General features: G+C 73.1%; 21 protein-coding genes and 3 pseudogenes. 7 read left to right on the top strand and 17 right to left on the bottom strand.

The features are described from left to right. Positions 1-228: pseudogene (locus GA0070215_RS20760) on the top strand (IS110 family RNA-guided transposase); the annotation flags it as partial. 118 nt (positions 229-346) lie between these two features. Here the strand turns inward: GA0070215_RS20760 and GA0070215_RS20755 are convergent. From GA0070215_RS20755 to GA0070215_RS20745, 3 genes are read right to left on the bottom strand one after another with little or no spacing between them, the layout of a single operon-like run. Further along, positions 347-1285, bottom strand: a complete 939-nt coding sequence (locus GA0070215_RS20755; protein WP_091048763.1) for an acyl-ACP desaturase — start codon at positions 1283-1285, stop codon at positions 347-349. Positions 1286-1336: 51 nt separating this feature from the next. Further along, positions 1337-2677 carry a histidine--tRNA ligase gene (hisS, locus tag GA0070215_RS20750; protein ID WP_026267795.1) on the bottom strand — a complete coding sequence of 447 codons (1341 nt, stop codon included), beginning with the start codon at positions 2675-2677 and terminating at the stop codon, positions 1337-1339. Between the two features lie 39 nt (positions 2678-2716). Beyond that, the gene (locus GA0070215_RS20745; protein ID WP_091048760.1) at positions 2717-3436 is read right to left on the bottom strand and encodes an MBL fold metallo-hydrolase; all 720 of its coding nucleotides are present in this window, start codon (positions 3434-3436) and stop codon (positions 2717-2719) included. Positions 3437-3671: 235 nt separating this feature from the next. On the opposite strand from GA0070215_RS20745, the gene GA0070215_RS20740 reads away from it, so the two are divergent. Both GA0070215_RS20740 and GA0070215_RS20735 read left to right on the top strand, forming a co-directional pair. Further along, a complete protein-coding gene (locus GA0070215_RS20740) occupies positions 3672-4541 on the top strand; it encodes a peptidylprolyl isomerase (RefSeq protein ID WP_018785043.1) in 870 nt (289 codons plus the stop codon). Positions 4542-4625: 84 nt separating this feature from the next. Next, positions 4626-5465 (top strand): peptidylprolyl isomerase, encoded by an 840-nt coding sequence (locus GA0070215_RS20735; RefSeq protein ID WP_026267794.1) that lies wholly within the window; start codon positions 4626-4628, stop codon positions 5463-5465. 70 nt (positions 5466-5535) lie between these two features. Here the strand turns inward: GA0070215_RS20735 and GA0070215_RS20730 are convergent, their stop codons facing one another. The 8 genes from GA0070215_RS20730 to ruvC form a co-directional block, all read right to left on the bottom strand. After that, positions 5536-8004 carry a RelA/SpoT family protein gene (locus GA0070215_RS20730; RefSeq protein WP_026267793.1) on the bottom strand — a complete coding sequence of 823 codons (2469 nt, stop codon included), beginning with the start codon at positions 8002-8004 and terminating at the stop codon, positions 5536-5538. A 226-nt stretch (positions 8005-8230) separates the two neighbouring features. Then, positions 8231-8797 (bottom strand): adenine phosphoribosyltransferase, encoded by a 567-nt coding sequence (locus GA0070215_RS20725; RefSeq protein WP_091048757.1) that lies wholly within the window; start codon positions 8795-8797, stop codon positions 8231-8233. 97 nt (positions 8798-8894) lie between these two features. After that, on the bottom strand, positions 8895-10082 hold the full coding sequence (gene secF, locus GA0070215_RS20720; protein ID WP_091048754.1) for a protein translocase subunit SecF: 1188 nt from the start codon (positions 10080-10082) through the stop codon (positions 8895-8897). A gap of 1 nt (position 10083) precedes the next feature. After that, positions 10084-11961: a protein translocase subunit SecD gene (gene secD, locus GA0070215_RS20715; RefSeq protein ID WP_208600386.1), complete on the bottom strand. Its 1878-nt coding sequence runs from the start codon at positions 11959-11961 to the stop codon at positions 10084-10086. A 224-nt stretch (positions 11962-12185) separates the two neighbouring features. Further along, complete coding sequence (yajC, locus tag GA0070215_RS20710; protein ID WP_036345294.1) at positions 12186-12530, bottom strand: preprotein translocase subunit YajC; 345 nt, start codon at positions 12528-12530, stop codon at positions 12186-12188. A 140-nt stretch (positions 12531-12670) separates the two neighbouring features. Continuing rightward, positions 12671-13735 (bottom strand): Holliday junction branch migration DNA helicase RuvB, encoded by a 1065-nt coding sequence (gene ruvB, locus GA0070215_RS20705; protein ID WP_091048746.1) that lies wholly within the window; start codon positions 13733-13735, stop codon positions 12671-12673. Continuing rightward, positions 13732-14334: a Holliday junction branch migration protein RuvA gene (gene ruvA, locus GA0070215_RS20700; protein WP_018785035.1), complete on the bottom strand. Its 603-nt coding sequence runs from the start codon at positions 14332-14334 to the stop codon at positions 13732-13734. The genes ruvB and ruvA overlap by 4 nt, the downstream gene beginning before the upstream one ends. After that, positions 14331-14858, bottom strand: coding sequence for a crossover junction endodeoxyribonuclease RuvC (gene ruvC / locus GA0070215_RS20695; RefSeq protein WP_018785034.1), 528 nt, complete (start codon positions 14856-14858; stop codon positions 14331-14333). Before ruvC ends, ruvA begins: the two co-directional genes overlap by 4 nt. A 183-nt stretch (positions 14859-15041) precedes the next feature. On the opposite strand from ruvC, the gene GA0070215_RS20690 reads away from it, so the two are divergent. Next, complete coding sequence (locus tag GA0070215_RS20690) at positions 15042-15824, top strand: 3-hydroxybutyrate dehydrogenase (RefSeq protein WP_026267791.1); 783 nt, start codon at positions 15042-15044, stop codon at positions 15822-15824. A gap of 14 nt (positions 15825-15838) precedes the next feature. Continuing rightward, positions 15839-17758 carry a helix-turn-helix domain-containing protein gene (locus tag GA0070215_RS20685; protein WP_018785032.1) on the top strand — a complete coding sequence of 640 codons (1920 nt, stop codon included), beginning with the start codon at positions 15839-15841 and terminating at the stop codon, positions 17756-17758. A gap of 23 nt (positions 17759-17781) precedes the next feature. Here GA0070215_RS20685 and GA0070215_RS20680 read toward each other — a convergent pair whose 3' ends face one another. The 3 genes from GA0070215_RS20680 to GA0070215_RS20670 all read right to left on the bottom strand — a co-directional run bounded on the left by GA0070215_RS20680 (position 17782) and on the right by GA0070215_RS20670 (position 21148). Then, entirely contained in the window at positions 17782-18390 is a 609-nt protein-coding gene (locus GA0070215_RS20680) for a TetR/AcrR family transcriptional regulator (protein WP_026267789.1), read from the bottom strand. Between the two features lie 11 nt (positions 18391-18401). Beyond that, a complete protein-coding gene (locus GA0070215_RS20675) occupies positions 18402-19967 on the bottom strand; it encodes an MFS transporter (protein WP_026267788.1) in 1566 nt (521 codons plus the stop codon). Positions 19968-20086: 119 nt separating this feature from the next. Then, complete coding sequence (locus tag GA0070215_RS20670; protein WP_091048742.1) at positions 20087-21148, bottom strand: FAD-dependent monooxygenase; 1062 nt, start codon at positions 21146-21148, stop codon at positions 20087-20089. 54 nt (positions 21149-21202) lie between these two features. On the opposite strand from GA0070215_RS20670, the gene GA0070215_RS20665 reads away from it, so the two are divergent. After that, complete coding sequence (locus tag GA0070215_RS20665) at positions 21203-21760, top strand: TetR/AcrR family transcriptional regulator (RefSeq protein ID WP_091048739.1); 558 nt, start codon at positions 21203-21205, stop codon at positions 21758-21760. A 43-nt stretch (positions 21761-21803) separates the two neighbouring features. Here GA0070215_RS20665 and GA0070215_RS20660 read toward each other — a convergent pair whose 3' ends face one another. Together GA0070215_RS20660 and GA0070215_RS20655 are read right to left on the bottom strand one after the other, a co-directional pair. Next, a complete protein-coding gene (locus tag GA0070215_RS20660; RefSeq protein WP_244167078.1) occupies positions 21804-22445 on the bottom strand; it encodes a transcriptional regulator in 642 nt (213 codons plus the stop codon). A gap of 194 nt (positions 22446-22639) precedes the next feature. Beyond that, positions 22640-22828, bottom strand: a pseudogene (locus GA0070215_RS20655) (branched-chain amino acid ABC transporter permease); the annotation flags it as partial. 10 nt (positions 22829-22838) lie between these two features. Between GA0070215_RS20655 and GA0070215_RS20650 the strand changes: the two are divergent. Further along, a pseudogene (locus GA0070215_RS20650) lies at positions 22839-23105 on the top strand (acyl-CoA dehydrogenase family protein); the annotation flags it as partial. A 3-nt stretch (positions 23106-23108) separates the two neighbouring features. On the opposite strand, the gene GA0070215_RS20645 reads toward GA0070215_RS20650, so the two are convergent. Further along, a complete protein-coding gene (locus GA0070215_RS20645) occupies positions 23109-24146 on the bottom strand; it encodes an aminotransferase class V-fold PLP-dependent enzyme (protein ID WP_091048735.1) in 1038 nt (345 codons plus the stop codon). Positions 24147-24196: the final 50 nt, after the last annotated feature.

The raw sequence follows: 24196 nt of genomic DNA, 5'->3' as shown, positions 1-24196 counted from the left end.
CGGTACCGACGTCTGGTCACACGCCGGGGCAAGCGCAAGGCCCTGGTCGCCGTCGCCCGGTCCATCCTCGTGATCATCTGGCACCTACTCGCTGACCCGACGGCCCGCTACCACGACCTCGGCGCCGACTTCCACGACCGCCGGATCAACACCACCCGCAGGACCAACAGCCTCGTCCGACAACTCGAATCCCTCGGCCACACCGTCACCCTGCAACCCGCCACCTGACACCCCACACCCCAACCCCACCCGCGTCGACCCACCGACGCCGGGCCACCCCCGCGCGCCCAAAACCCACCGTGGTACAGGTCATTTACCGGTCAGATCGCGCGGGAGAGGGCGGGAGTCAGGCGGTGCGGGTTGATACGCGGGCCGCGCGGGCGGCCCGGCGCTCCTCGAAGCGGGAGGCCTGGGTCTCCAGGGTGTCCAGGTGGGCGGCGATCTGGTCGCGGGCGGTCTCGCCGTCGGCATTCAGGCCGGTCACGTCGAACAGGTTCCACTGGCGCAGCACCGGCATCACCACCTCGTCGCGGTGCTGGCGCAGGTCGTAGATGCCGGCCAGCGCGATCGCCACCGACTTGCGGGCGAAGCCGTCGATGCCCACACCCGGCATCTGGAAGTCGGCGAGCACGTCGGCGACCGCCCGCATGGCCTGGCTCGGCGCCAGCTCGAACGCCGCGCCGAGCAGGTTGCGGTAGAAGACCATGTGCAGGTTCTCGTCCGCCGCGACCCGGGCCAGCAGCGCCTCGCACGCCGGGTCGCCGGTCGCGCGGCCGGTGTTGCGGTGCGAGATGCGCGTCGCCAACTCCTGGAACGACACGTACGCCAGCGAGTGCAGCATCTCCTGGTCGTGCGTGTTCTGGTAGCCCGCCGACATGTGCACCATGCGGGCCCGTTCCAGCGCCACCGGGTCCACCGCCCGGGTCACCGTCAGGTAGTCGCGGATCGCGGTGCCGTGCCGCCCCTCCTCCGCGGTCCACCGGTGCACCCAGGTGCCCCATGCGCCGTCACGCCCGAACAGGGTAGCGATCTCATGGTGGTACGAGGGCAGGTTGTCCTCGGTGAGCAGGTTGACGATCAGCGCGGTCCGGGCCACCTCGGGCAGCGTCGAGTCCCCCGGCGACCAGGCCTCGCCGCCCAGCGGGCCGTCGAAGGTGCGGCCCTCGCTCCACGGCACGTACTCGTGCGGGAACCACTCCTTGGCCAGCGACAGGTGGCGGTCGAGGTTCTTCTCGACCACCGGCTCGAGTTCGGTGAGCAGAGCGGTCTGGCTGAGCACGGTCACGACGTTCTCCCTACGGTGGCGTAACTTACGCCACCGTAGGTCGAAACGTCCTCAGACGCCAGTGCCGGCCGGGCCGACCAGCGGCTTCAGGTCCGCCCGGGGCGGCGTCCACTCCCCCGCCGCGGCGGGCACCTGCTCGCCGGAACGGATGTCCTTGACCTCGTCGCCGTCCGCGCCCGGGAACCAGACGTACGGAATGCCACGCCGCTCGGCGTACCGGATCTGCTTGCCGAACTTGGCCGCCGACGGGGACACCTCGGTCGGCACACCCCGCGACCGCAGCGCCGCCGCGACCGCGTCGCTGGCCGCCCGGTCCTCCTCGGCGGAGACCGCCACCAGCACGCAGGTCGGCACCGAGCGGGACACCGACAGCGCCTCGGCGCCGAACAACAGGCCGAGCAACCGGGTCACCCCGATCGAGATGCCCACCCCCGGGAACCGGACGTTGCCCGAGCTGGCCAGGTTGTCGTACCGGCCGCCGGAGCAGATCGAGCCGAACCGCTCGTAGCCGATCATCTGCGTCTCGTAGACCGTACCCGTGTAGTAGTCCAGGCCCCGCGCGATGCGCAGGTCGGCCACGCAGAGGCCGGGCGCGTGCGCGGCGGCGGTCTCCACCACGGCGGTCAGCTCCGCGACGCCCTCGTCCAGCAGCGGGTCGCTCACCCCGAGGCCGCGCACCGCGTCGGCGAAGGAGGCATCAGGCGCGGAGATCTCGGCCAGCGACAGCACGGCCTTGGCCTGCGCCTCGCTCGCCCCGGCGGTGCTCGCCAGCAGTTCCGTCACCCCGGCCGGGCCGATCTTGTCGAGCTTGTCGACGGCGCGCAGCGCCGCCTCGGCGTCGGTGAGCCCGATGCCCCGGTAGAAGCCCTCGCAGATCTTGCGGTTGTTGACCTGGATACGCACCGGCGGGATCGGCAGCGACCGCAGCGCGTCACCGATGACCAGCGGCATCTCGGCCTCGAAGTGGGCCGGCAGGGTGTCCCGGTCGACGATGTCGATGTCGGCCTGGAGGAACTCCCGGTAGCGGCCCTCCTGCGGGCGCTCACCGCGCCACACCTTCTGGATCTGGTAGCGGCGGAACGGGAACTGCAGCTTGCCGGCGTTCTCCAGCACGTACCGGGCGAACGGCACAGTCAGGTCGAAGTGCAGCCCGAGCGCATCGTCGCCGGACGGGCCGTCGGCGTCGGCCTGCAACCGGCGCAGTAGGTAGACCTCCTTGGAGGTCTCCCCCTTGCGCAGCAACTGGTCCAGCGGCTCGACCGAGCGTGTCTCGAGCGGCGCGAAACCGTACAACTCGAACGTCGCGCGGATCCGGTCGAGCACGAACTGCTCGATCATCCGCTGTGCCGGCGTCCACTCGGGGAAACCGGAGATGGGCGTGGGCTTGCTCATGGCGTACTCCTTGAGAACCCGCGCGGGCGCGGGTGAGGTCTAGAGGCCTCGGGTGGGCGCGGCCGGGCGCGCGCCGCCGGTGCCCGCCACCTCGACGAGGTACGGGTTGGTCGCGCGCTCGCGGCCGATCGTGGTCGCGGGGCCGTGGCCGGGCAGGACGACCGTGTCGTCGGCCAGCGGGAGCACCTTGTCCCGCAGGCTGGACAGCATCCGGGGCATGCTGCCGCCCGGCAGGTCGGTGCGGCCGATCGAGCCGGCGAACAGCACGTCACCGGAGAGGCAGATCTGCTCCGCCTCCCAGGGCGAGCCGGCGCCGGGCAGCCGGAACAGCACCGACCCGCCGGTATGGCCGGGGGCGTGGTCGACGGTGATCTCCAACCCGGCGAGCGACAGCGTCGCGCCGTCGGTCAGCTCGGCCACGTCGTCCGGCTCGGCGTACGGCAGCCGGCCGCCGAACAGCTCGGTCAGGTCCATCGACAGCGCCTTGCTCGGGTCGGCCAGCAGTTCCCGGTCGTCCGGGTGGACGTAGGCGGGGATGCCCCGCGCGCCGCAGACCGGGGCGACGGAGAACGTGTGGTCCAGGTGGCCGTGGGTGAGCAGCACGGCGGCCGGGTGCAGGCGGTGCTCGGCGAGCACGGCGTCGAGCCGGTCGAGCACCCCGATGCCGGGGTCGACCACCACGCACTGCTCCCCCGGCCCGGTCGCCACCACGTAGCAGTTGGTGCCGAAGGCGTCCGCGGGAAAGCCGGCCACGAGCACGTCGCTCCCCTTTCCGTCCGGTCGTCGTCTGCCTGCAGCCTAGTCGTAAAGGCCAGCGAGTTCCGTCCGCCACCGCCCCCGTCCGCCCGGCCGCACCGAGACGGCGGGACCTCGTACACCACATTCACAGTCGGTACCCGTACACTCTGGCGGGCGTGTGGCGTGGCGCACCCCGATCGGAACGGCGGACGGCGCCCGGCGCCGGCGGCGATCAGGCAGAGGAAGGGGAGCGCGCGTGGCTTCCAGCAGGGACCGGCAGCGCAAACTGGCGCGCGCCAAGCTCGACCGGCAGCTTGCCCGGCGGGCGGCGGCCGCGAAGCGCCGCCGGCAGATCCGGGCCGGCGTGGGCGCCGCGGTGGTGCTCGTGCTGATCGTGGCCGGCTCCGCCTGGGCACTCGGCGCGTTCGACTCCGAGCCGGAGAAGACTGCCGCCGAGGACGTCTGCCTCTGGGCCGCTGAGGACGGCGCCGTCAACACCAACCTGAAGGACGTCGGCGAGCCGCCCACCACGGGCCTGCCGACCTCGGGCACCCGCCCGATGACGATCACCACCAACCAGGGCGGTCCGATCACGGTCGAGCTGGACCAGACCGACGCGCCGTGCGGCGCGGCGAGCCTGAGCTACCTGGCCGGCCGGTCGTTCTTCGACAACACCACCTGCCACGAGATCACCGCCGAGGGCGCGCTGCGCTGCGGTGACCCGACCGGCACCGGCCTCGGCGGCCCGACCTACTCGTTCTACGACGAGAACGTCCCGGCCGCGCCGGAGCCGAGCCCGTCGGCCTCGCCGGCGCCCGGGCAGCCGGCGACGTATCCGAAGGGCACGGTCGCCATGATCGGCAACCCGCCCGGCAGCAACGCCAGCCAGTTCCTGATCTTCTTCAAGGACGCCAGCCCGGCCAAGCCGGCCTACTCGGTGGTCGGCAAGGTCACCGGCGGGCTCGACGTGGTGGAGAAGATCGGCGCCCTGCCGACGGTGGACAATGGCAACGGCGCCAAGGTCAAGCCGAAGACGCAGGTGCTGGTCCAGAGCGTCACCGTCGGCGAGCCCGGCGCGGCTCCGGCCGACAGTCCCGCGCCGTCGCCCAGCGCCAGCGCGGGCTGAGAACACAGGCGAGCAGGCGGCGGGCCGTCGGCTGACCCGGCGGCGACGCGCGCCGACCCCATACGCAGCAGGTGAGGAGTGACCGTGACGTCCACCAGAGACCGCCAGCGCGCGGCGGCGCGGGCCAAGCTCGAGCGGGAGATGGCGGAACGGGCCGGCCGGGCCCGCAAGCGCCGGCAGACCCAGGCGATCGTCGGGGCCGCGGCGGTGCTGGTGCTCGTCGTGGCCGGCACGGTCTGGCTCGTCGCCGCGCTCGGCGACGACGACGAGCAGGACGGCACGACCGCCGCCGCCGGGGCCGTCCAGTGCGCGTACACGGAGGTGCCCAAGGAGGGCCGGCCGCCGCAGATCAAGGACGTCGGCCTGCCGCCGGCCCAGCAGGCCGGCAAGGGCACCCAGACGATGACCATCGACACCAACCTGGGTCCGATCACCGCCAAGATCGACCGCGCCAAGGTGCCCTGCACCGCCGGCAGCTTCACGCACCTGGCGAGTAAGGGCTTCTTCGACAACACCAAGTGCCACCGGCTGGTCACCGAGGGCATCAAGGTGCTCCAGTGCGGCGACCCGAGCGCCACCGGCACGGGCTGGCGGGACACCGACGGCACCGGCGGGCCGTCGTACAACCTGGCCGAGGAGAACCTGCCGACCGACAAGCGCCCGCCGTACCCGGAGGGTGTCATCGCGATGGCCAACTCCAGCCAGCCGGGCAGCACCGGCAGCCAGTTCTTCATCGTGTACGGCGACTCGCCGCTCGACCCGAACTACACGGTGCTGGGCACCATCACCGGTGGCATGGACATCGTCAAGGACGTGGCCAAGGCGGGTGACGACGGTGCGTTCGCCCAGCAGGCCGGCGGTGGTCACCCGAAGAAGGAGATCACCATGACGAAGGTGACGATGAGCCCGGTCGAGGGCGGCTGATCCACCCGTACGACGACGAAGCGCCCGCCGGCTGATCGCAGCCGGCGGGCGCTCTCGCGTGCGTGGCGCCTCAGGCCCCCGAGGTGACCCGGTACGCGTCGAACACGCCGTCGACCTTCCGGACCGCGGCCAGCAGGTGCCCGAGGTGCTTCGGGTCGGCCATCTCGAAGCTGAACCGGCTGACCGCCACCCGGTCCCGGGTGGTGGTGACTGTCGCGGAGAGGATGTTCACCCGCTCCTCGGACAGCACCCTGGTCACGTCGGCGAGCAACTTGTGCCGGTCCAGCGCCTCGACCTGGATGGCGACCAGGAACGTGGAGGCGGAGGTGAGCTTCCAGCTCACCTCGACCACCCGCTCCGGCTGGGCGCGCAGGTCCTCGGCGTTGGCGCAGTCGTCCCGGTGCACGCTCACCCCGCCGGAGCGGGTGACGAACCCGAACACCGAGTCCGGCGGTACCGGCGTGCAGCAGCGGGCCAGCTTGATCCAGACGTCGCTGACGCCGCGGACCACCACGCCCGGGTCGGCGCTGCTCTGCCGGCTGCGCGGCGGCCGGGTGGCGACGGCGGTCTCGGCGATGTCCTCCGCCGCCCCCTCCTCGCCGCCGTAGGACGCCATCAGCTTCTGCACCACAGACTGCGCGGACACCTGGCTGTCGCCGACCGCCGCGTACAGCGAGGCCACGTCGGCCAGGTGCAGGTCCCGGGCGATCGCCATCAGCGCGTCCGAGGTGAGCATCCGCTGCAACGGCATGCCCTGCTTGCGCATCGCCTTGACGATCGCGTCCTTGCCGGCCTCGATCGCCTCCTCGCGCCGCTCCTTGTTGAAGTACTGGCGGATCTTCGTACGCGCCCGCGGGCTCTTGACGAAACCCAGCCAGTCCTGCGTCGGCCCGGCCGTGTCGGACTTCGACGTGAAGATCTCGATCACGTCGCCGTTTGAGAGCGTCGACTCCAGCGGCACCAGCTTGCCGTTGACCCGCGCCCCGATGCACTTGTGCCCGACCTCGGTGTGCACCGCGTACGCGAAGTCCACGGGCGTCGACCCGGTCGGCAGCGGGATGACGTCGCCCTTGGGCGTGAAGACGTACACCTCCTGGCTGGACAGGTCGAACCGCAGCGCGTCCAGGAACTCGCTCGGGTCGGCCGCCTCACGCTGCCAGTCCAGCAGCTGCCGCAGCCACGTCATCTCGTCGATGTGCGCCGGCGGGCCCACCACCGGAGTGCCCTTGTGTTCCTTGTACTTCCAGTGCGCGGCGATGCCGAACTCGGCGGTGCGGTGCATCGCGTACGTGCGGATCTGCATCTCCACCGGCTTGCCGGTGGGCCCGATGACAGTCGTGTGCAACGACTGGTACATGTTGAACTTGGGCATGGCGATGTAGTCCTTGAACCGGCCCGGCACCGGCTGCCAGTTGGCGTGGATGACCCCCAGCGCCGCGTAGCAGTCGCGCACCGTGTCGACCAGGATCCGCACACCCACCAGGTCGTAGATGTCGTTGAAGTCGCGCCCCCGCACGATCATCTTCTGGTAGATCGAGTAGAGGTGCTTCGGCCGCCCGGTGGTCTCCGCCTTGATCTTGGCGGCCTTCAGGTCGGTGGACACCTTCCGGGTCACCTGGCGCAGCAGCGCCTCCCGCTGCGGCTGGTGCTCCCCGATCAGCCGGTTGATCTCCTCGAACCGCTTCGGGAACAGCGTGCCGAAGGCGAGATCCTCCAACTCCCACTTGATCGTGTTCATACCGAGGCGGTGCGCCAGCGGAGCCAGGATCTCCAGCGTCTCCTTGGCCTTCTGCTCCTGCTTGGGGCGGGGCAGGAAGGTGAGGGTCCGCATGTTGTGCAGCCGGTCGGCCAGCTTGATCACCAGGACGCGTGGGTCCTTCGCCATCGCCACGACCATCTTGCGGATGGTCTCGGCCTTGGCCGCGTCGCCGAGCTTGACCTTGTCGAGCTTGGTGACACCGTCGACCAGCAGCGCGACCTCACCGCCGAAGTCACCACGCATCTGGTCGAGCGTGTACTCCGTGTCCTCGATGGTGTCGTGCAGCAGCGCCGCGACCAGCGTGGTGGTGTCCATGCCCAGGTTCGCCAGGATGGTCGCCACGGCGAGGGGGTGCGTGATGTAGGGGTCGCCGGACTTGCGGTACTGCCCGGAGTGCCACCGCGCGGCCGTGTCGAAGGCGCGCTGGAGCAGCCGCGCGTCGGCCTTGGGGTGGTTCTCCCGGTGCGTCGCGATCAGCGGCTCCAGCACCTCGCTGACCTGCGAGGTCTGCCAGGGCGCGTTGAACCGGGCCAGCCGGGCGCGTACCCGCCGGCCGGTGGGCGCGTTGGAGAGGGCGAAACCGCTACCGGGCGTGGCTTCGTTGCCCTCGGTCGGGAACGGCACCACGACCGCCCCGCCGTCGGCCGTCGCGTCGGACACGCCGCCGGTGGCACCGGTCGCCCGGACCGGCGGGTTGCCGCTGCGCTCGGTCACCGAGCCGTCCGCGTCGCCTGTCGGGTGCACCGTGCCCTCCACCGGAGGGACGACATCGTGGGACACCGGCCTCCTCACCGCTCGCCGGGATGCGCCGGCCGTCCGGCCGACGTCTGGTTCAACCGGCCCGGGGGCCGGTCTTGTTCCACGCGGTCGCCGGGGCCGGGCCCCGGCGCCTTCGCCGCCCCGGACAGCTCGGCCGGGTCGGGCAAAGGGCAATGCTACCCGTACGCAGGGTACGCCACCGCTCCCCCGGACGGTCCGCGCCGACCGGCCCGACGGGCCGGCCTGGTCAAACGGTCAACAGGGCATGCACCGGGCGCTGGGCCAGCCGCTGACGGCCGGCCAGGAAGCCCAGCTCCAGCAGCACGGTGAACCCGGCCACCGTCCCACCGGCCCGTTCCACCAGGTCGAGCGTGGCCTCGGCGGTCCCGCCGGTGGCGAGCACGTCGTCGAGCACCAGCACCCGGTGGCCGGCGGTGAAGGCGTCCTGGTGCACCTCCAGCGTCGCCTCGCCGTACTCCAGGGCGTAGGAGGCCGAGTGGGTGGCCCGGGGCAGCTTGCCCGCCTTGCGCACCGGCACCACACCGACGCCGGTCGCGTACGCGACCGCCGCCGCCAGCACGAACCCGCGCGCCTCGATGCCGGCGACCGTGTCGAACGAGTCCCGCCCGTGGTACGCGATGATGCCGTCGATCACCGCCCGGAACGCCACACCGTCGGCGAACAGCGGCATCAGGTCCTTGAACACGACACCCGGCTTGGGGAAGTCCGGCACGTCCAGCAACCGGCTGGCGACGAGCTGGGCGACCTCCGGGCCGCTGTCTCCCCGTACCGCGGTGGTGTGGGTCTCCGTCACGGTTCGTCCCATGTCCTCTCGAAACGACGACGGCGTCCGTCATGCCGTGACATCAGCATGACGGACGCCGTCGGATCGATTCCGTCCGGCCCTGCGGTCAGCGGCGCTTGCCGCCGGGCCGGTTGCCGCCGCCCCCGGCGGGACGGCCGCCGCGGGCGCCGCTGGGGCGCTTGCCGGCCGGCCGGGCGCCGACCTTGGGGGCGGCGCCGGCGAGCGCTGCCGACTCCGGGTCGATCGGCGCGTCGGCGGCCGGAGCGGCGGCACGCGGGCCCTTCGGGGTGATCTCGCCCCGGGCGATCGCGGCCCGGCGGGACAGCACCCGCTTGTTGTGCGCGCTGATCCGCGGGTCCATGTTCTTCAGCAGCACCAGCAGCGGCGTGGCCAGCATGATCGAGGTCAGGAACGCCACCGCCATACCGACGAACAGCACCAGGCCCAGGTCCTTCAGCGTGCCCGCGCCGAGCAGGCCGGCACCGATGAAGAGCAGACCGCCGACCGGCAGCAGCGCCACCACCGAGGTGTTCAGCGAACGCATGAGGCTCTGGTTGAGCGCCAGGTTGGACGCCTCGCCGTAGGTCATGTTGTTGTTCGCGGTGATGCCGCGCGTGTTCTCCTGCACCTTGTCGAAGACCACCACCACGTCGTAGAGCGCGAAGCCCAGGATGGTGAGGAAGCCGATGATCGTCGACGGGGTGACCTCGAAGCCGATGAGCGAGTAGATACCGGCGGTCAGGACGAGGTTGGTCAGCAGCGAGACGATCGCGGCGACCGCCATCCGCCACTCGAAGCGCAGCACCAGGTAGATCGACACCACCGCGATGAAGATCAGCAGGCCGAGCAGCGCCCGCGAGGTGACCTGACTGCCCCACGCCTCGGAGACCTGACTGCCGCTGATCTGGTCGGCCGGGATGCCGAACTCCTGCGCCATCGCCGTCTTGGCCGCGTTGGCCTGCTCGGCGGAGAGCTGCCCGGTACGCATCTCGTAGAACTCGCCGCTGGTGCCGCCGACCTTCTGCGCGCTGACCACCTCGACGCCGGCCGCCTCGTCGGCCAGCACCTCGTCGACGACCTGTTCGGCCCGATCCAGCGTGCCGACGCTGGCCGGCACCTGGAACGAGTTGCCGCCGGCGAACTCGATGCCCAGCTTGAAGCCGCTGATCGCGAAGCTCAGCACGGCGACCACCACGAGCACGCCCGCCACGCCGAACCACAGGTTGCGGCGGCCGACGATGTTGAGATCCGCCTCGCCCCGGTAGAGCCGGGCGGCCAGACCACTCTTAGCCATCTCAGGCCTCCTTCACACGCGGGTTGCGGGCGGTGCCCGGCTCGGCCGACCGGGCCGGCAGCGCCCGGCCCAGACCGCTGACCCGCGGCGACAGGAACGCCCGGGTGCGGGCGAACATCGTCATGATCGGGTGGCGGAAGAGGAACACGACGACCAGGTCCAGCACTGTGGCCAGGCCGAGCGCGAAGGCGAAGCCCTTCACCGCGCCGACCGACACGATGTAGAGCACCACTGCCGACATCAGCGTGATCGCGTTGGCCGAGATGATCGTCCGGCGGGCCCGGATCCAGGCGCGCGGCACCGCGCTCCGTGGGCTGCGGCCCTCCCGGATCTCGTCCTTCAACCGTTCGAAGTAGATGACGAACGAGTCCGCCGCGACGCCCAGCGAAACGATCATGCCGGCGATGCCGGCGAGCGTGAGCGTGAAGCCGATCGACCGGCCGAGCACCACCAGCGCGCCGAAGACGAGCAGTGCGGAGAGCACCAGGCTCAGGAAGATGACCGAGCCGAGCAGCCGGTAGTAGAAGAACGAGTAGATGATGACCAGCAGCATGCCGATGCCGGCGGCCAGCAGACCCGCCTTGAGGTGGCTGTCGCCGAGCGTGGCGGTCACGTTCTGCTGCTCCTGCGGCTCGAACGTCACCGGCAGCGCGCCGTAGCGGAGCTGGCTGGCGAGTGCGTTCGCGGCCTTGTTGTCGAAGCTGCCGGTGATCTGCGAGTCACCGGTCAACACGCCCTGGATCTCCGGGGACGAGACGATCTCGTTGTCCAGCACCACGGCGACCCGGCACTTGCCGTCCCGGCCGAGCGCGGTCTGGTCGCAGGCCTGGCCCTCGTTGTTGAACGCCTCGCGGGTCAGCGCGGTCCACTTCTCCTGGCCGTCACCGGTGAAGTTGAGGCTGACCACCCAGGAGCTGGTCTGGTCGAGCTGCGCGGAGGCGTTCTTGACGTCGGTGCCGAGCACCTTGGCCACGTCCAGCAGGTACTTCGCGCCGGTCTCGCAGGCCACCGCCTTCTGCTTCTCGTCCTTGATCGAGGCGGCGGGCCGCTTGTCGAGCTGGGCGCAGGTGATGGTCGGGACGTTGAACTGCATCTCCACCGGCAGGACCGCGACCTCCTGCGGGGAGAGCGTGCCGAACGGCTTGAGCTTGTCGGCCAGCGACGGGTCGGCGGTCAGGTCCGCCGGGGCCTGCAGGCCCGAGGCGGCGGTCCAGGCGGCCGCGCCGACCTTCTGCTCGACGGCCTTGCGCTGCTGCTCGATGCTCTGCGGCACCGGCTCGGCGCTGGCGCTCGGCGAGGCGGACGGGGACGCGGGGGCGCTGGCGCTCGGCGAGGCCGAGGGGGACGCCGGAGCCATGCCGCCCTGTCCGCCCGCACTCGGCGACGCGCTGACCTTGGGGCTGTCCGACGGCGCCGGGCTGGCGGTACCGGACGGGGTGGCGCTCGGGGTCGGCGCGGGCGCGGCCGCGGCACCGCTGCCGTCGGTGGCCTTGAGCACCTTGCGGAAGCGCAGCTCGGCAGCCTCACCGACGTCCGTCAGATCCCGGTTCTGGCCGGGCAGGGAGATGACGATGTTGCGGTTGCCCTCGGTGACCACCTCGGCCTCGGCCACGCCGTAGGCGTTGACCCGGCTCTCGATGATCTGGCGGGCCTCCTCGAGGTTGTCGGCGGTCGGGGGCCTGCCGTCCACGGTGTTGGTGGCCTCGAGCGTCAGCCGGGTGCCGCCGACGAGGTCCAGGCCGAGCCGGGGCTCCAACCGGTCCTTCCAGCCGCCGCTGGCGCCGCCCGAGAAGAACACCAAAAGATAGAGGACGACGAAGATGAGCCCGAGCACGGCGAGCTGCCGTCCGGGCCGCATCTGTCCCTGAGGTGGTGCCACGGCTGTCCTGTCTCCCTGTACGGTCGCGCCGTTTCCACGGCGGCGACAACTGTCGGGCCGGGGGTGTCCGCCCGACTGCTCCGGCAGGTCGGCACCGGAGGACGGCACGCCGGCTGGAGCGCGGCGCGGGGGCGCCGCACGGCCCGGCCGGATGCCGGCGCCGCGCGCCGACCCCAACTATCCACTTGTGCTGATGAATCCGCTGCCCCGTCCGGGACGGGTGGTCACTCCTTGACCGGCTCGGCTTCCTCGGTGATCGTCTCGGCCGCCGGCGCCTCGGCGCGCTTGATCACCCGCGCGACGGCGGGACGGGCGTACCGGGTCTGCACGCCCGGGGCGACCTCCAGCAGGACCGTCTCGTCCTCGACCGCGGTGACGGTGCCGTGCAGGCCGCCGATGGTGACCACCTCGTCGCCCGGGGCGAGGGCGGACTGCATCTGCTCCGCCTCGCGGCGGCGCTTCTGCTGCGGACGGATCATCATGAAGTACATGACGACGAAAAGCAGAGCGATCATGAGGATCGGCGTCAGACTGCCGGCTCCCCCGCCACTCGCTGCTGCGTAAAGCACGGTGTAGACCTTCCGGTTGGCCTCCGTCCCGGCACCCGGGGGCACCGCAGCGGAAGCGGATTCTCACGTCCTGTACAAACCGCGGCGAAGTCTAGTCCCTGCTCCTGAGAAGACCGAATGCGGCACAGATCACGAACGGATCACGGCTGATCGGTCTGCACCGAGAAGAGATCGGGCCCCGGAGGCGTTTCTGCGCCAAATGTACCATTCGGCGGCGTCCGCCCCAGGTGCCGCCAGGCGGCCTCGGTCGCCACCCGCCCGCGCGGGGTACGGGCCAGCAGCCCGGCCCGCACCAGGAACGGCTCGCAGACCTCCTCGACCGTGTCCGGCTGTTCGCCGACCGCCACCGCGAGGGTGGACAGGCCCACCGGGCCGCCCCGGAACGAGTCGACGAGCGCGGTCAGCACCGCCCGGTCGAGCCGGTCCAGGCCGAGCGCGTCCACGTCGTAGACGGTCAGCGCGGCCTGCGCGGTCTCCAGCGTGACCACACCGTCGGCGCGTACCTCGGCGTAGTCGCGGACCCGGCGCAGCAGCCGGTTGGCGATCCGCGGAGTGCCCCGGGACCGGCCGGCGATCTCCGCCGCGCCGTCGGCGGTGATCGGCACGCCGAGGATCCGGGCCGACCGGTGCAGCAGCGCCTCCAGGTCGGCCGGCGCGTAGAAGTCGAGGTGCGCGACGAAGCCGAACCGATCGCGCATCGGGCCGGTCAGCAGGCCGGACCGGGTGGTGGCGCCGACGAGCGTGAACGGCTCCACGTCGAGCGGGATGGCGGTGGCGCCCGGCCCCTTGCCCACCACCACGTCGACCCGGAAGTCCTCCATGGCGCTGTAGAGCAGTTCCTCGGCCGGTTTGGCGATCCGGTGGATCTCGTCGATGAACAGCACGTCGCCCTCGGCGAGGCTGGTCAGGATCGCGGCCAGGTCGCCGGACCGCTCGATGGCCGGGCCGCTGGTCACCCGGATCCCGGTGCCCAGCTCGGCGGCGACGATGTTGGCCAAGGTCGTCTTGCCGAGGCCGGGCGGACCGGACAGCAGGATGTGGTCCGGCGGGGAGCCGCGCCGCATCGCGCCCTGCAACAGCAGGTCGAGCTGGTCGCGGACGCGGTGCTGAGCGATGAACTCGTCGAGCCGCTTCGGCCGGACGCTGGCCTCCGCGTCCAGCTCGCCGTCGTCGACGTACGCCGAGACCAGGTTCTCCCCGCTCATCGGCTGCGACCCAGGAGACGGATGGCCTGCTTGAGCAGCACCGGCACCGGCGGGGTCGCACCGTCCACGGTCTCCGCCACCGCGGCCACCGCCTGCTCGGCCTGGGCCGCCGACCAGCCGAGCCCGACCAGCGCCTGGCGGACCTGGTCCGGCCAGGCGCCGGCGGTCACCCCGGCCGCGCCGTCGGCGCCCACCGGCACCGGGCCGACCCGGTCGCGCAGTTCCAGCACCAGCCGCTCGGCGCCCTTCTTGCCGATGCCGGGCACCCGGGTCAGCGCCGCGGTGTCCGCGTTGGCGATGGCCTTGCGGACCGCGTCCGGCGTGTGCACCGCGAGCACCGCCTGAGCCAGCCGGGGACCGACGCCGCTGGCGGTCTGGAGCAGCTCGAACAACTGCTTGGCGTCGTCGTCTGCGAAGCCGTAGAGGGTGAGCGAGTCCTCCCGGACCACCAGGCTGGTCGCGAGCCGGGCCGGCTGGCCCACGCGCAGGTCGGCGAGCGTGCCGGGGGCGCACTGCACGGCCAGGCCGACGCCGCCCACCTCCACCACCGCGTGATCCGGGCCGGTGGCGGTCACCGTGCCGCGTACGCTCGCGATCATCGCGTCCCTCCTCGTCGGGCCCGTTGCGCTGCCTCGGCCAGCTTGGACCGGGTGCCGCCGCGCCACACGTGACAGATGGCCAGTGCCAGGGCGTCGGCGGCGTCCGCCGGCTTCGGCGGCTCGGGCAACCGCAGCAGCCGGGTGACCATGGTGGTCATCTGCTTCTTGTCCGCCTGCCCCGAGCCGGTCACCGCGGCCTTGACCTCGCTCGGCGTGTACGTCGTCACCGGCAGTCCGGCCCGGGCCCCGGCGAGCACCGCGACGCCGCTGGCCTGCGCGGTGCCCATCACGGTGCGGACGTTGTGCTGGCTGAACACGCGCTCCACCGCGACCGCGTCCGGCCGGTGCTCGGAGACCAGGTCGCCGAGTGAGCGGTCCAGGTGCAGCAGGCGCAGCGCCAGGTCGTCCTCGGGGTCGGTGTAGACCACGTAGTAGGCCACGAGCGCACAGGGACGGCCGGGCCTGCCCTCGACCACGCCGACCCCGCACCGGGTCAGGCCCGGGTCGACGCCCAGCACGCGCACGCCGCCTCCTCCCCGAGCCGCCAGCAGTACGTGTGTTCGACACACCCTACTGGTGCCCGCCGGGAGCGGGGCGGCCGGACACGCCGGGCGCGGCCGTGACGCGGCGCACCACACACGCAGGCGGTGGAGTATGTGTCGCCGCCCCATGTGCCAGGGGGCACCCGGCTCGTACGTTCATGCGCCATGACGGCAGAACCCGTGGCGGTCCCCCACGTCGTACACGTCGACCTGACCGGTCGCACCGCGCTGGTCACAGGTGGTGGCGGCGGCATCGGGCGGGCCTGTGCCCTGCGCCTGGCGGCGGCCGGCGCGACGGTCGTGGTGCTGGACCGCGACGTGGCGGCAGCCGAGAAGGTCGCCGCCGAGGCCGGCGGCCGGGCGGTCGGGATCGACCTGGCCGACCCGGCGGCGGTGGACCGGCTCGACGCCGACGCCGACATCGTGGTCAACAACGCCGGCCTGCAGCACGTCGCGCCGGTGCAGGACTTCCCGGTCGAGCGCTTCGAGTACATCCAGCGGGTGATGGTGGAGGCGCCGTTCCTGCTGATCCGCCGCGCGCTGCCCCGGATGTACGCGAACGGCTGGGGCCGGGTCGTGAACATCTCCTCGGTGCACGGGCTGCGCGCCTCGCCGTTCAAGGCCGCGTACGTCTCGGCCAAGCACGCACTGGAGGGCCTGTCCAAGGTGGTCGCGCTGGAGGGCGCCGCGCACGGCGTCACGGCCAACTGCATCAACCCGGCGTACGTGCGCACCGCGCTGGTGGAGAGCCAGATCGCCGACCAGGCGGCCACCCACGGCATCGGCGAGGACGAGGTGGTCGAGAAGATCATGCTGGCCCGGGCGGCGATCAAGCGGCTGATCGAGCCGGCGGAGGTGGCCGAACTGGTGGCGTACCTGTGCTCGCCGCCGGCCGCGTTCCTCACCGGCACCTCGATCGCCCTCGACGGGGGCTGGACGGCGAACTAGTGGGCCCGCGCACAATGTCGGTCATGTCGTCGCCGGTCGAGTTCCTGGAGCTGCTGGCGCGCGAGGCCGCCGCGGTCGAGTTCGAGGGCCCGCTGGTGGCCGCGCGCGCCGCCGGCCTGCCCGCCGAACGGCTCGCCGAGCTGGAGCAGGCGAAGGTGGTGGCGCTGCGGGTGCGGGCGCTGCTGGCCCGCCGGCGCCGCCGGGAGACCGAGCTGTCCGGCCTGTACGACACCGCGAGCGACCTGGCCGGGCTGCGCGACCTGGACGACGTGCTGCGCGCGATCGTGCACCGGGCGCGGATCCTGCTCGGCACCGACGTGGCGTACATGACACTCAACGACGACGAGCGCGGCGACACGTACATGCGGGTCACCGACGGCTCGATCTCGGCCCGGTTCCAGCGGCTGCGCCTGGAGCTGGGCGACGGGCTCGGCGGGCTGGTCGCGCAGACCGGCACCCCGTACGTCACCTCCAACTACCAGGAGGACGAGCGGTTCCGGCACACCGGCGAGATCGACGGCGGGGTGGGCGAGGAGGGCCTGGTGGCCATCCTCGGCGTGCCGCTGCGGCTCGGGTCCAGCGTGATCGGCGTGCTGTACGCGGCGAACCGCTCGGCCCGGCCGTTCGCCCGCGAGGAGGTGTCGCTGCTGGTGTCGCTGGCGGCGCATGCGGCGGTGGCGATCGACACCGCGCGGCTGCTGGCCGAGACCCGGGCGGCGCTGGCGGAGCTGTCCGCGGCGAACCGCACCATCCGGGCGCACAGCAGCTCGGTGGAGCGGGCCGCCGCGGCGCACGACCGGATGACCGCGCTGGTGGTGCGCGGCGGCGGGATGGAGGACGTGGCGGCGGCGGTCACCGAGGTGCTCGGCGGCGCGCTGCTGGCGCTGGACGCCGAGGGCCGGCGGCTGGCCCGGGTCGGCGAGATCGAGGAGCCGGACCGGGCGGACATCGTGGAGGCGGTCGCCGCGTCCCGTACCGAGGGGCGCAGCGTGCGCCGGGGCCCGCTCTGGTACGCCGCGGTGGTGGCGGGTGCGGAGAACCTGGGCGCGCTGGTGCTGCGCCCGGACGACGAGCTGGTCGACGCGGACCAGCGCATCCTGGAGCGCGCCGCGCTGGTGACCGCGTTGCTGCTGCTGTTCCGCCGGACCGTGGCCGAGGCGGAGGGGCGGGTACGCGGCGAGCTGCTGGACGATCTGATCGCCCGGCCGCTGCGTGACACCGACGCTCTGCGTGCACGGGCCCGCCGTATCGGGGTGGACCTGGACGCCCCGCACGTGCTGGTGGCGGTCGGCGACGACGCGTTCGCCGAGACCGGTTCGGCGCGGCAGCGGGTGCTGTCCTGGGCCACCACGTACGCCTCGGCCCGGGGCGGCCTGGCCGCGGCGCGCGACGGGCGGGTGGTGCTGATGCTGCCGGGTCAGGACGCCGGTGGCGCGGCCCGCGCGGTGGCCCGGGACCTGTCGAGGGTGACCGGCCGCCCGGTGACCGCCGGGGCGAGCGGGCCGTCGACCGGTCCGGCGTCGCTGGCCGTCACGTTCGCCGAGGCGGAGCGCTGCCTGTCCGCGCTCGGCGCGCTGGGCCGGGCGGGGCAGGGGGCGAGCACCGCCGAGCTGGGGTTCGTCGGGCTGCTGCTGGGCGCCGTCGGTGACGCCGGGGACCGGGACGTGGCCCGGTTCCTCGCCACCACCGTGGGGCCGGTGCTGGACTACGACGCCCGGCGGGGCACCGCGCTGGTGAAGACGCTGGAGGCGTACTTCGGGGTGGGCGGCAGCCTGGCCCGGGCCGCCGAGCAGCTGCACGTGCACGTGAACACGGTGACCCAGCGGCTGGAACGGGTCGGGCAGCTGCTCGGCACGGACTGGCAGCGGCCGGAGCGGGCGCTGGAGGTGCAGCTCGCGCTGCGCCTGCACCGGTTGCGCACGCCGGCCCGCTGAGCGCGCGCCGGCCGGGGCGCGGGTCAGCGGGTGCGCAGGCCGTCCAGGACCGTGTCCACGATCCGCTCGGGCAGCATCCGCTCGTCGCGCTCCGGGTGCCAGCGCAGCATCCGCTGGGTGAGCATCGGCGCGGTGAGCAGCGACATGGTCACCTCGATGTCGAGATCGGCGCGCAGCTCCCCGCGGTCGATCGCGCCGCGCAGCACCTCGCGCATCGCCGCGCGCCGGGGCTCGATGATCGCCTCGTACGCCTGCCGGTGGGCCGAGCTGCGGTTCACCTCCGGCACCAGGCAGGGCATGATCTTGCGGACCCGGGGGTCGGCGTGCTGGCCCACGGCGCCGACCAGCAGCACCAGGTCGTCGCGGACGGAGTGCCCGGCGGTGTGCGGCGCGGGCCCCTTGAGCGTGCGCAAGGCGTCCAGCAGCAGCGCGTCCTTGCCCGGCCAGCGGCGGTAGATGGTGGCCTTGCCGACGCCGGCGCGGGCCGCGATCGCCTCGATGGACAGCGACTCTATGGTGCTGCCCTCGGCCAGCAGGTCGAGGGTGGCGTCGACGATCGCCTCGTCCGCGCGGGTGCTCCGCGGTCGCCCGGGCGACCGCGGAGCATCCGCCGTGGAAGTCATGTCAGACATTGTCCACGAACCTACGCGGTACCGGCCAACTCCCTGTCGGTGACCGGCGGCGCGTCGGGGGCGACGACCGGCCGGCCCGGCATCCAGCGCAGCACGATCACGATGCCGAGCGCGGCCACCACCGCGGAGACGCCCGCCGCCCAGTGCATGGCCGAGACGAACGAGTCGTTGGCCGCGTCGATCAGTCGCGGCGCGTCGGGGCCGAGTCGGCCGGCGACGGCGTACGCCCCGGACACCGACTCGCGGGCGGCGTCGCGCACCGGGGCGGGCAGGGCCGCCACCGCCGGGGCGACCTGGTCGCGGTAGACCGCGGAGAGCACCGAACCGAGCACCGCCACGCCGAGCGCGCCGGCCACCTGGCGCACCGTGTTGCTGACCGCGGAACCGACGCCAGCCTTCTCCCGGGGCAGCGCGGACATGATCGACTCCGTGGCCGGCGGCATGATGTTCGCCATCCCGGCGCCCTGGAGGAAGCCCAGCGCCGAGAAGATCCAGATCGGAGTGTCCGCGTCGATGAAGACGAACGCGGCGAGCGCCACGGTGGTGAGCAGCAGCCCGACGGCGGCGACCGCCCGGCCGCCGTAGCGGCGGACCATCGCCGCGCTGCGCGGCGCGAAGACGAGCTGGGCGGCGGCGAACGGCAGGAACAGCAGGCCGCTCTCCAGCGGGCTGTAGCCGCGGACGAGCTGGAGGTAGAACGCGCCGAAGAACATCACGCCCATGGCGGCGAAGAAGACCAGCCCGACCAGGGCCACCGGGGCGGCGAAGCGGGGCACCCGGAACAGCCGCACGTCCAGCGACGGGTGGTCGCTGCGCAGCTCGTGGGCGACGAACCAGCCGAGCACCGCGAGGCCGCCGAGCACCGCCACCCACACCTGCGGGCGGCCGAAGCCGTGCTCGCCGCCGTCGATGATGCCGTAGGTGAGCGCGACCAGGCCGACCACCGACAGCAGCACGCCGAGCAGGTCGACCCGGCCCGGCCTGGGGTCGCGGGACTCGGGGACCAGGGCCGCGACGAGCACCACGCCGAGCGCCACCACCGGCACGTTGATCAGGAAGACCGAACCCCACCAGAAGTGCTCCAGCAGCGCACCGCCGAGCACCGGGCCGATCGCCACCGCGAGGCCTACCGCGCCGGCCCAGACGCCGATCGCCTTGGCGCGCTCGCGCGGGTCGAAGACGATGGAGATGATCGAGAGCGTCACCGGCATGATCGCCGCGCCGCCGACGCCCATCAGCGCACGGGCCGCGATGAGCTGGCCCGGGTCCTGGGCGTACGCGGACAGCAGCGAGGACAGGCCGAACACCGCCAGCCCGAGGATCAGGAAGCGGCGGCGGCCGAGCCGGTCACCGAGCACGCCGAAGGTGAACAGCAGCGCGGCGAAGACGAGCGTGTAGGAGTTGATCGCCCATTCCAGCTCGCCCTGGGTGGCGCCGAGGCCGTGCACCGGGTCGGCCAGGGTGCGCAACGCGACGTTGAGGATGGTGTTGTCGAGGACGACGACGAGGAGGCTGATCACCAGCACCCCGAGGATCGCCCACCTCCTCGGATGTCCGGTGTTCCCGTGTGGTTCCACGTCCGTGCTCCCCCCGGTTCACCCCGCGTCGGAATACGACACGGGTAAGACTCGTAACGGACCGAGCGTAGGTGAGAGGGTTTCGATACGGAACGGGTTCGTATCGGATGTGTCTCAGGTCACGCGGGCGGTCCGGCGGCCAGCGCCAGCCGCAGCAGCGCGTCCCGCACCGGCAGCAGCCGCCGCACGCCGGCCAGCCGCCCCGCCCACCGCGCGCCCGCCGCGATCCGCTGCGTGGGCCGCCGGCGTCGCCCGTCGTACGCGCGCAGCGCGGCCGGCACGTCGCCGGCGCCGCGCAGGCAGTCGGCGAGCGCGACCGCGTCGATCAGCGCCTGGCAGGCACCCTGCCCGAGATCCGGCGTCATCGCGTGCGCGGCGTCCCCGAGCAGCGCCGTCCGGCCGGACACGTACGACGGCAGCGGCGTCAGGTCGTGGATCTCGTGCCGCAGGATCCCCTCTCCGGTGAGCGCGTCGAGCACGTGCGGCACCGGCCGGTGCCAGTCGCCGAAGAGGCGCCGCAGCTCGTCCCGGTCGTCGGGCGGCGCCGGGTGCCCCTCGGGCAGCCGCACCGCGGCGTACCAGTTGGTGCGGCCCGACCCGGCCGGGGTCAGCCCGAACTTGCGCCCCCGCCCCCAGGTCTCGCCGCCCTCGGTCAGATCCAGGTCGACCACACCGCGCCAGGCCACCGCGCCCGCGTAGCGCAACGGGTACCGCCCGCCGTACATCTGCGCGCGCACCACGCTGTTGATCCCGTCCGCGCCCACCACCAGGTCGTACGCGTCGCGCAGCGGCAGCGGGTCGGTCACCGGCTCGCCGAGGCGCAGCGCCGGGCCGGGCAGCGCGCCGGCCAGGACGGCGAGCAGCACCGGCCGGGTGACCAGGTGCACCGGCTCGCCGTGCCGGCGTTCCAGCCGGTCGACGTCGATGGTGGCGATCCGGCTGCCGTCCGGGCGCCGGATCGACCCGCCGGCCTGGCGGCTGCCCCGGCGGCGCACCTCGTCGCCGACGCCGAGCGCGTCCAGGGCACGCATCGCTTCGGGCCAGATGCCGAGCCCGGTGCCGGTCTGCGGCAACGCCGCGGACCGTTCCCGGACCGTCACCTCCCAGCCCGCCGCGCGCAGGCCGATGCCCGCCGCGAGCCCGCCGATCCCGCCCCCGACCACGACCGCGTGTCCGCCCACGCCGTCACCGTACTACAGGTGTAGTTAGTTGCACTACGCCTGTAGTCTGGCCGGGTGACCGATCGCCGGCAGCTCCTGCTCGACGCGGCCGTCCGGGTGCTCGGCACCCGGGGAACACGGCAGCTCACCCACCGGGCCGTGGACGCGGAGGCGGGACTGCCCGAGGGCTCCGCCTCCAATCGGTTCCGCACCCGGGAGGCGCTGGTCGCCGGCGTCTTCGAGCGGCTGGTCGAGGTGGAGACCGCAGCCTGGCAGCGGCTCGCCGTGGACCTGGCACCGGGCGACGTCGACGGCTTCACGCGCGTGCTCGGCCGGCTGATCCGGCGGTTCACCGACGAGGAACGGGTGGTCACGCTCGCCCGATACGCGCTGTTCGTGGAGTCGGCCGTGCGGCCCGAGCTCCGCCCCGCCATCGAGGCCGGGCGGGCGCGGCTGGCCGAGTGGGGGGTGCCGCTGCTCGCCGGGCTCGGCTCGACCGATCCGCCCGCCCACTTCCGGGCGCTGCTCGCGCTCGTCGACGGGCTCTTCGGCAACCAGCTCGCCGCTCCCGACGACCACTTCGACCCGGAGACCGCCGTCGCCGCCCTGCTGCGTGGCTTCCGGAACGGCTGACCGGCCGCCCGTCGCGGTGCCCCCGGATCGGGCGGGAGACCGCCTACCGCTGCCCGCTCCGGTGGCCGGCGGCCTCGCGGCACACGGCGAGCGCGTCCGACAGCGTGGTCAGGTGTCCGGCCGGCGTGGCCGGCGGCGTGATCCAGCCCGGGCCGGCGCCGTGCACCCGCACCGAGGGAAACTCCCGTGCGAAGCGGACCACCCGGTACGCCCGCCCGGTCATCGGCGTCTGCGACCACACCACCACCGTGTGCGGGCGGGTCCGGCGCACCGCGCTGGCCAGCGCCGGCCAGGGCAGCGCGGCGCCGAGCAGCAGGCTGCCCAGGCCCGCCTCGCGCAGGGCCGCGGCGAGGGCGTGCAGGCCGAGGCAGTGCAACTCCTGCTCCGCCCCGGCGAGCAGGATGCCGCCGGCCGGGGGTGGTGTCCCCGGCCCGCGCAGCAGCACGTCCAGTCCGGACCGCAGGCCCTCCGAGAAGGCGTGCTCCACGGCCACGTCGGCGGCGCTGCGGCCGGGCAGCGCGGCCAGCATCGGTGCGCAGACGGCCTCCCACACCGGCGCCACCCCCCACTGGCCCGCGGCCTCGACGATCAGCGCGGCGACCCGGTTGCCGTCCAGGTCCTCGGCCGCGAGCGTGAGGTGCTTGCGGGAGGACTCGACGACATCGGCCGGGATCGGATCGGTCACCACCGGACGCACCCCTCGGTAGACGTGTACTACCGGGGGGTTCGTCGGAAGAGGGCGGCCTGGATGCGCCCGGGGCGGACCGATCCGGCCGGGACGCGCCGACTCGGCCGTGCCGGTGGGGTGGCTCACACCGGCGCGAGGTCCGGTGGGGCGTCCCAGGCGGCAGCCGACCGCGGACGCCGTCGTGCGCCGGATCAGCCGGACCGGTCCCGGCGGGCCGCCGCCCCGCGCCGGGCCAGGTGTGTGACCGTGCCCCGGACACCCCGGCGGAACAGCAGCACGACGAGGACGAAGATGCCGCCGGTGACCAGCCCGATGGCCTCGAAGCCAGAGAACGACAGCCAGTCCTCCAGGCGGACCACCAGGGCCGCGCCGAGCACCCCGGCCAGCCCGCACGCCGTCGGCATCGCCGAACGGGTCCTCCAGACGGCGATCGACTCGATGGGCAAGCTCTACGGCGCCGGCATGGTCAACCGGGTGGTGGACCGGGTGCTCCAGATCCACGGTGGCATGGGCTACACCCGTGAGCTGCCGATCGAACGCTGGTACCGGCAGGTCCGGCTGTACCGGATCTTCGAGGGCACCGACGAGATGCAGCGACTGATCATCTCCCGCGACCCGCTGCGCGGGTACACGAAGATCGGCGGCCACCTGGCCTGAGCGTCAGCCGGTCAGCGCCTCGACCGCGCGATCCACGTCCGCCTCGGTCGTGTAGAGGTGGAACGAGGCGCGGACCCGGCCGGCCCGGACCGCCGCGCGTACCCCGGCCCGGGCCAGCCGCTCCTGCGCGTCCGGCACGTCCACCGTGACGATCGCGCTGTCGCCGGGCGGCCGGCCCAGCCCGGCCAGGAACCGGTTGGCCAGCCCCACGTCGTACGCGCGCACCGCCTCAAGGTCCAGGTCGGCGAGCAGTTCCAGCGCCGGGGCGGTGCCCGCGTAACTGAGCCACGGCGGCGCGATGTCGAACCGGCGCGCGTCGTCGGCCAGGCGCAGCGGCAGCCCGTAGTACGAGGCGTGCGGCTCGCGCCCGGCGTACCACCCGGCCGCGTCCGGGCGCATCCGCTCGCGCAACGCCGGGGCCAGGTAGGCGAAGGCCGAGCCGCGCGGCGACATCAACCATTTGTACGCCCCCACCACCACCGCGTCCGCCCGGTCCGCCGCGAACGGCAGCCACCCGCACGCCTGCGTCGCGTCGGCCACCACGAACGCGCCGTGCGCCCGGGCCGCCGCGACGATCTCGTCGTACGGGGCCACGGTGCCGTCGGCGGACTGCACCACGCTGAACGCCACCAGGTCCGTGCCGGCGTCGATCGCGTCGACCAGTCCGGCCAGCGGCACGGTGCGTACCCGCACGCCGCGGTCCCGCTGGACCAGCCACGGGAACAGGATCGAGGTGAACTCGGTCTCGGGCACCACCACCGTCGCGCCCGCCGGCAGCCCGGCCGCGATCGGCGCGACGAGTTGCGAGGCGCTGGCGCCGACGCTCACATCGGCGGCGTCCACACCGGTCAGTCGGGCGAAGGCGGCCCGGGAGCGGTCCACCGACTCGTCCCACACCTCGAACGACACCCGCCCGGTCCGCCAGTCGGCGAGCACCCGCTGCACGGCGTCCCACACCGGCTCCGGCGGCAGTCCGTAGGTGGCCGTGTTCAACCAGCCCGGCTCCGGCTGCCACAACTTCCGCGCCTGCTCCAGCTCCATGGCCCGACGCTAGCCACCCCCGCCCCGCCCCCGACACCGCCAATCCCACC

Origin of the sequence: Micromonospora marina (assembly GCF_900091565.1) — a bacterium.
GTDB lineage: Bacteria > Actinomycetota > Actinomycetes > Mycobacteriales > Micromonosporaceae > Micromonospora > Micromonospora marina.
This window is presented reverse-complemented; position numbering and strand designations above follow the sequence as displayed.

What these genes read in the sequence shown, in the direction of transcription:
- ruvA (WP_018785035.1), bottom strand. Translation starts at nt 14,334, where the DNA reads ATGATCGCGAGCGTACGCGGCACGGTGACCGCCACCGGCCCGGATCAC.
- GA0070215_RS20645 (WP_091048735.1), bottom strand. Translation starts at nt 24,146, where the DNA reads ATGGAGCTGGAGCAGGCGCGGAAGTTGTGGCAGCCGGAGCCGGGCTGG.
- GA0070215_RS20680 (WP_026267789.1), bottom strand. Translation starts at nt 18,390, where the DNA reads ATGTCTGACATGACTTCCACGGCGGATGCTCCGCGGTCGCCCGGGCGA.
- hisS (WP_026267795.1), bottom strand. Translation starts at nt 2,677, where the DNA reads ATGAGCAAGCCCACGCCCATCTCCGGTTTCCCCGAGTGGACGCCGGCA.
- secF (WP_091048754.1), bottom strand. Translation starts at nt 10,082, where the DNA reads ATGGCTAAGAGTGGTCTGGCCGCCCGGCTCTACCGGGGCGAGGCGGAT.
- ruvB (WP_091048746.1), bottom strand. Translation starts at nt 13,735, where the DNA reads ATGAGCGGGGAGAACCTGGTCTCGGCGTACGTCGACGACGGCGAGCTG.
- GA0070215_RS20690 (WP_026267791.1), top strand. Translation starts at nt 15,042, where the DNA reads ATGACGGCAGAACCCGTGGCGGTCCCCCACGTCGTACACGTCGACCTG.
- GA0070215_RS20685 (WP_018785032.1), top strand. Translation starts at nt 15,839, where the DNA reads ATGTCGGTCATGTCGTCGCCGGTCGAGTTCCTGGAGCTGCTGGCGCGC.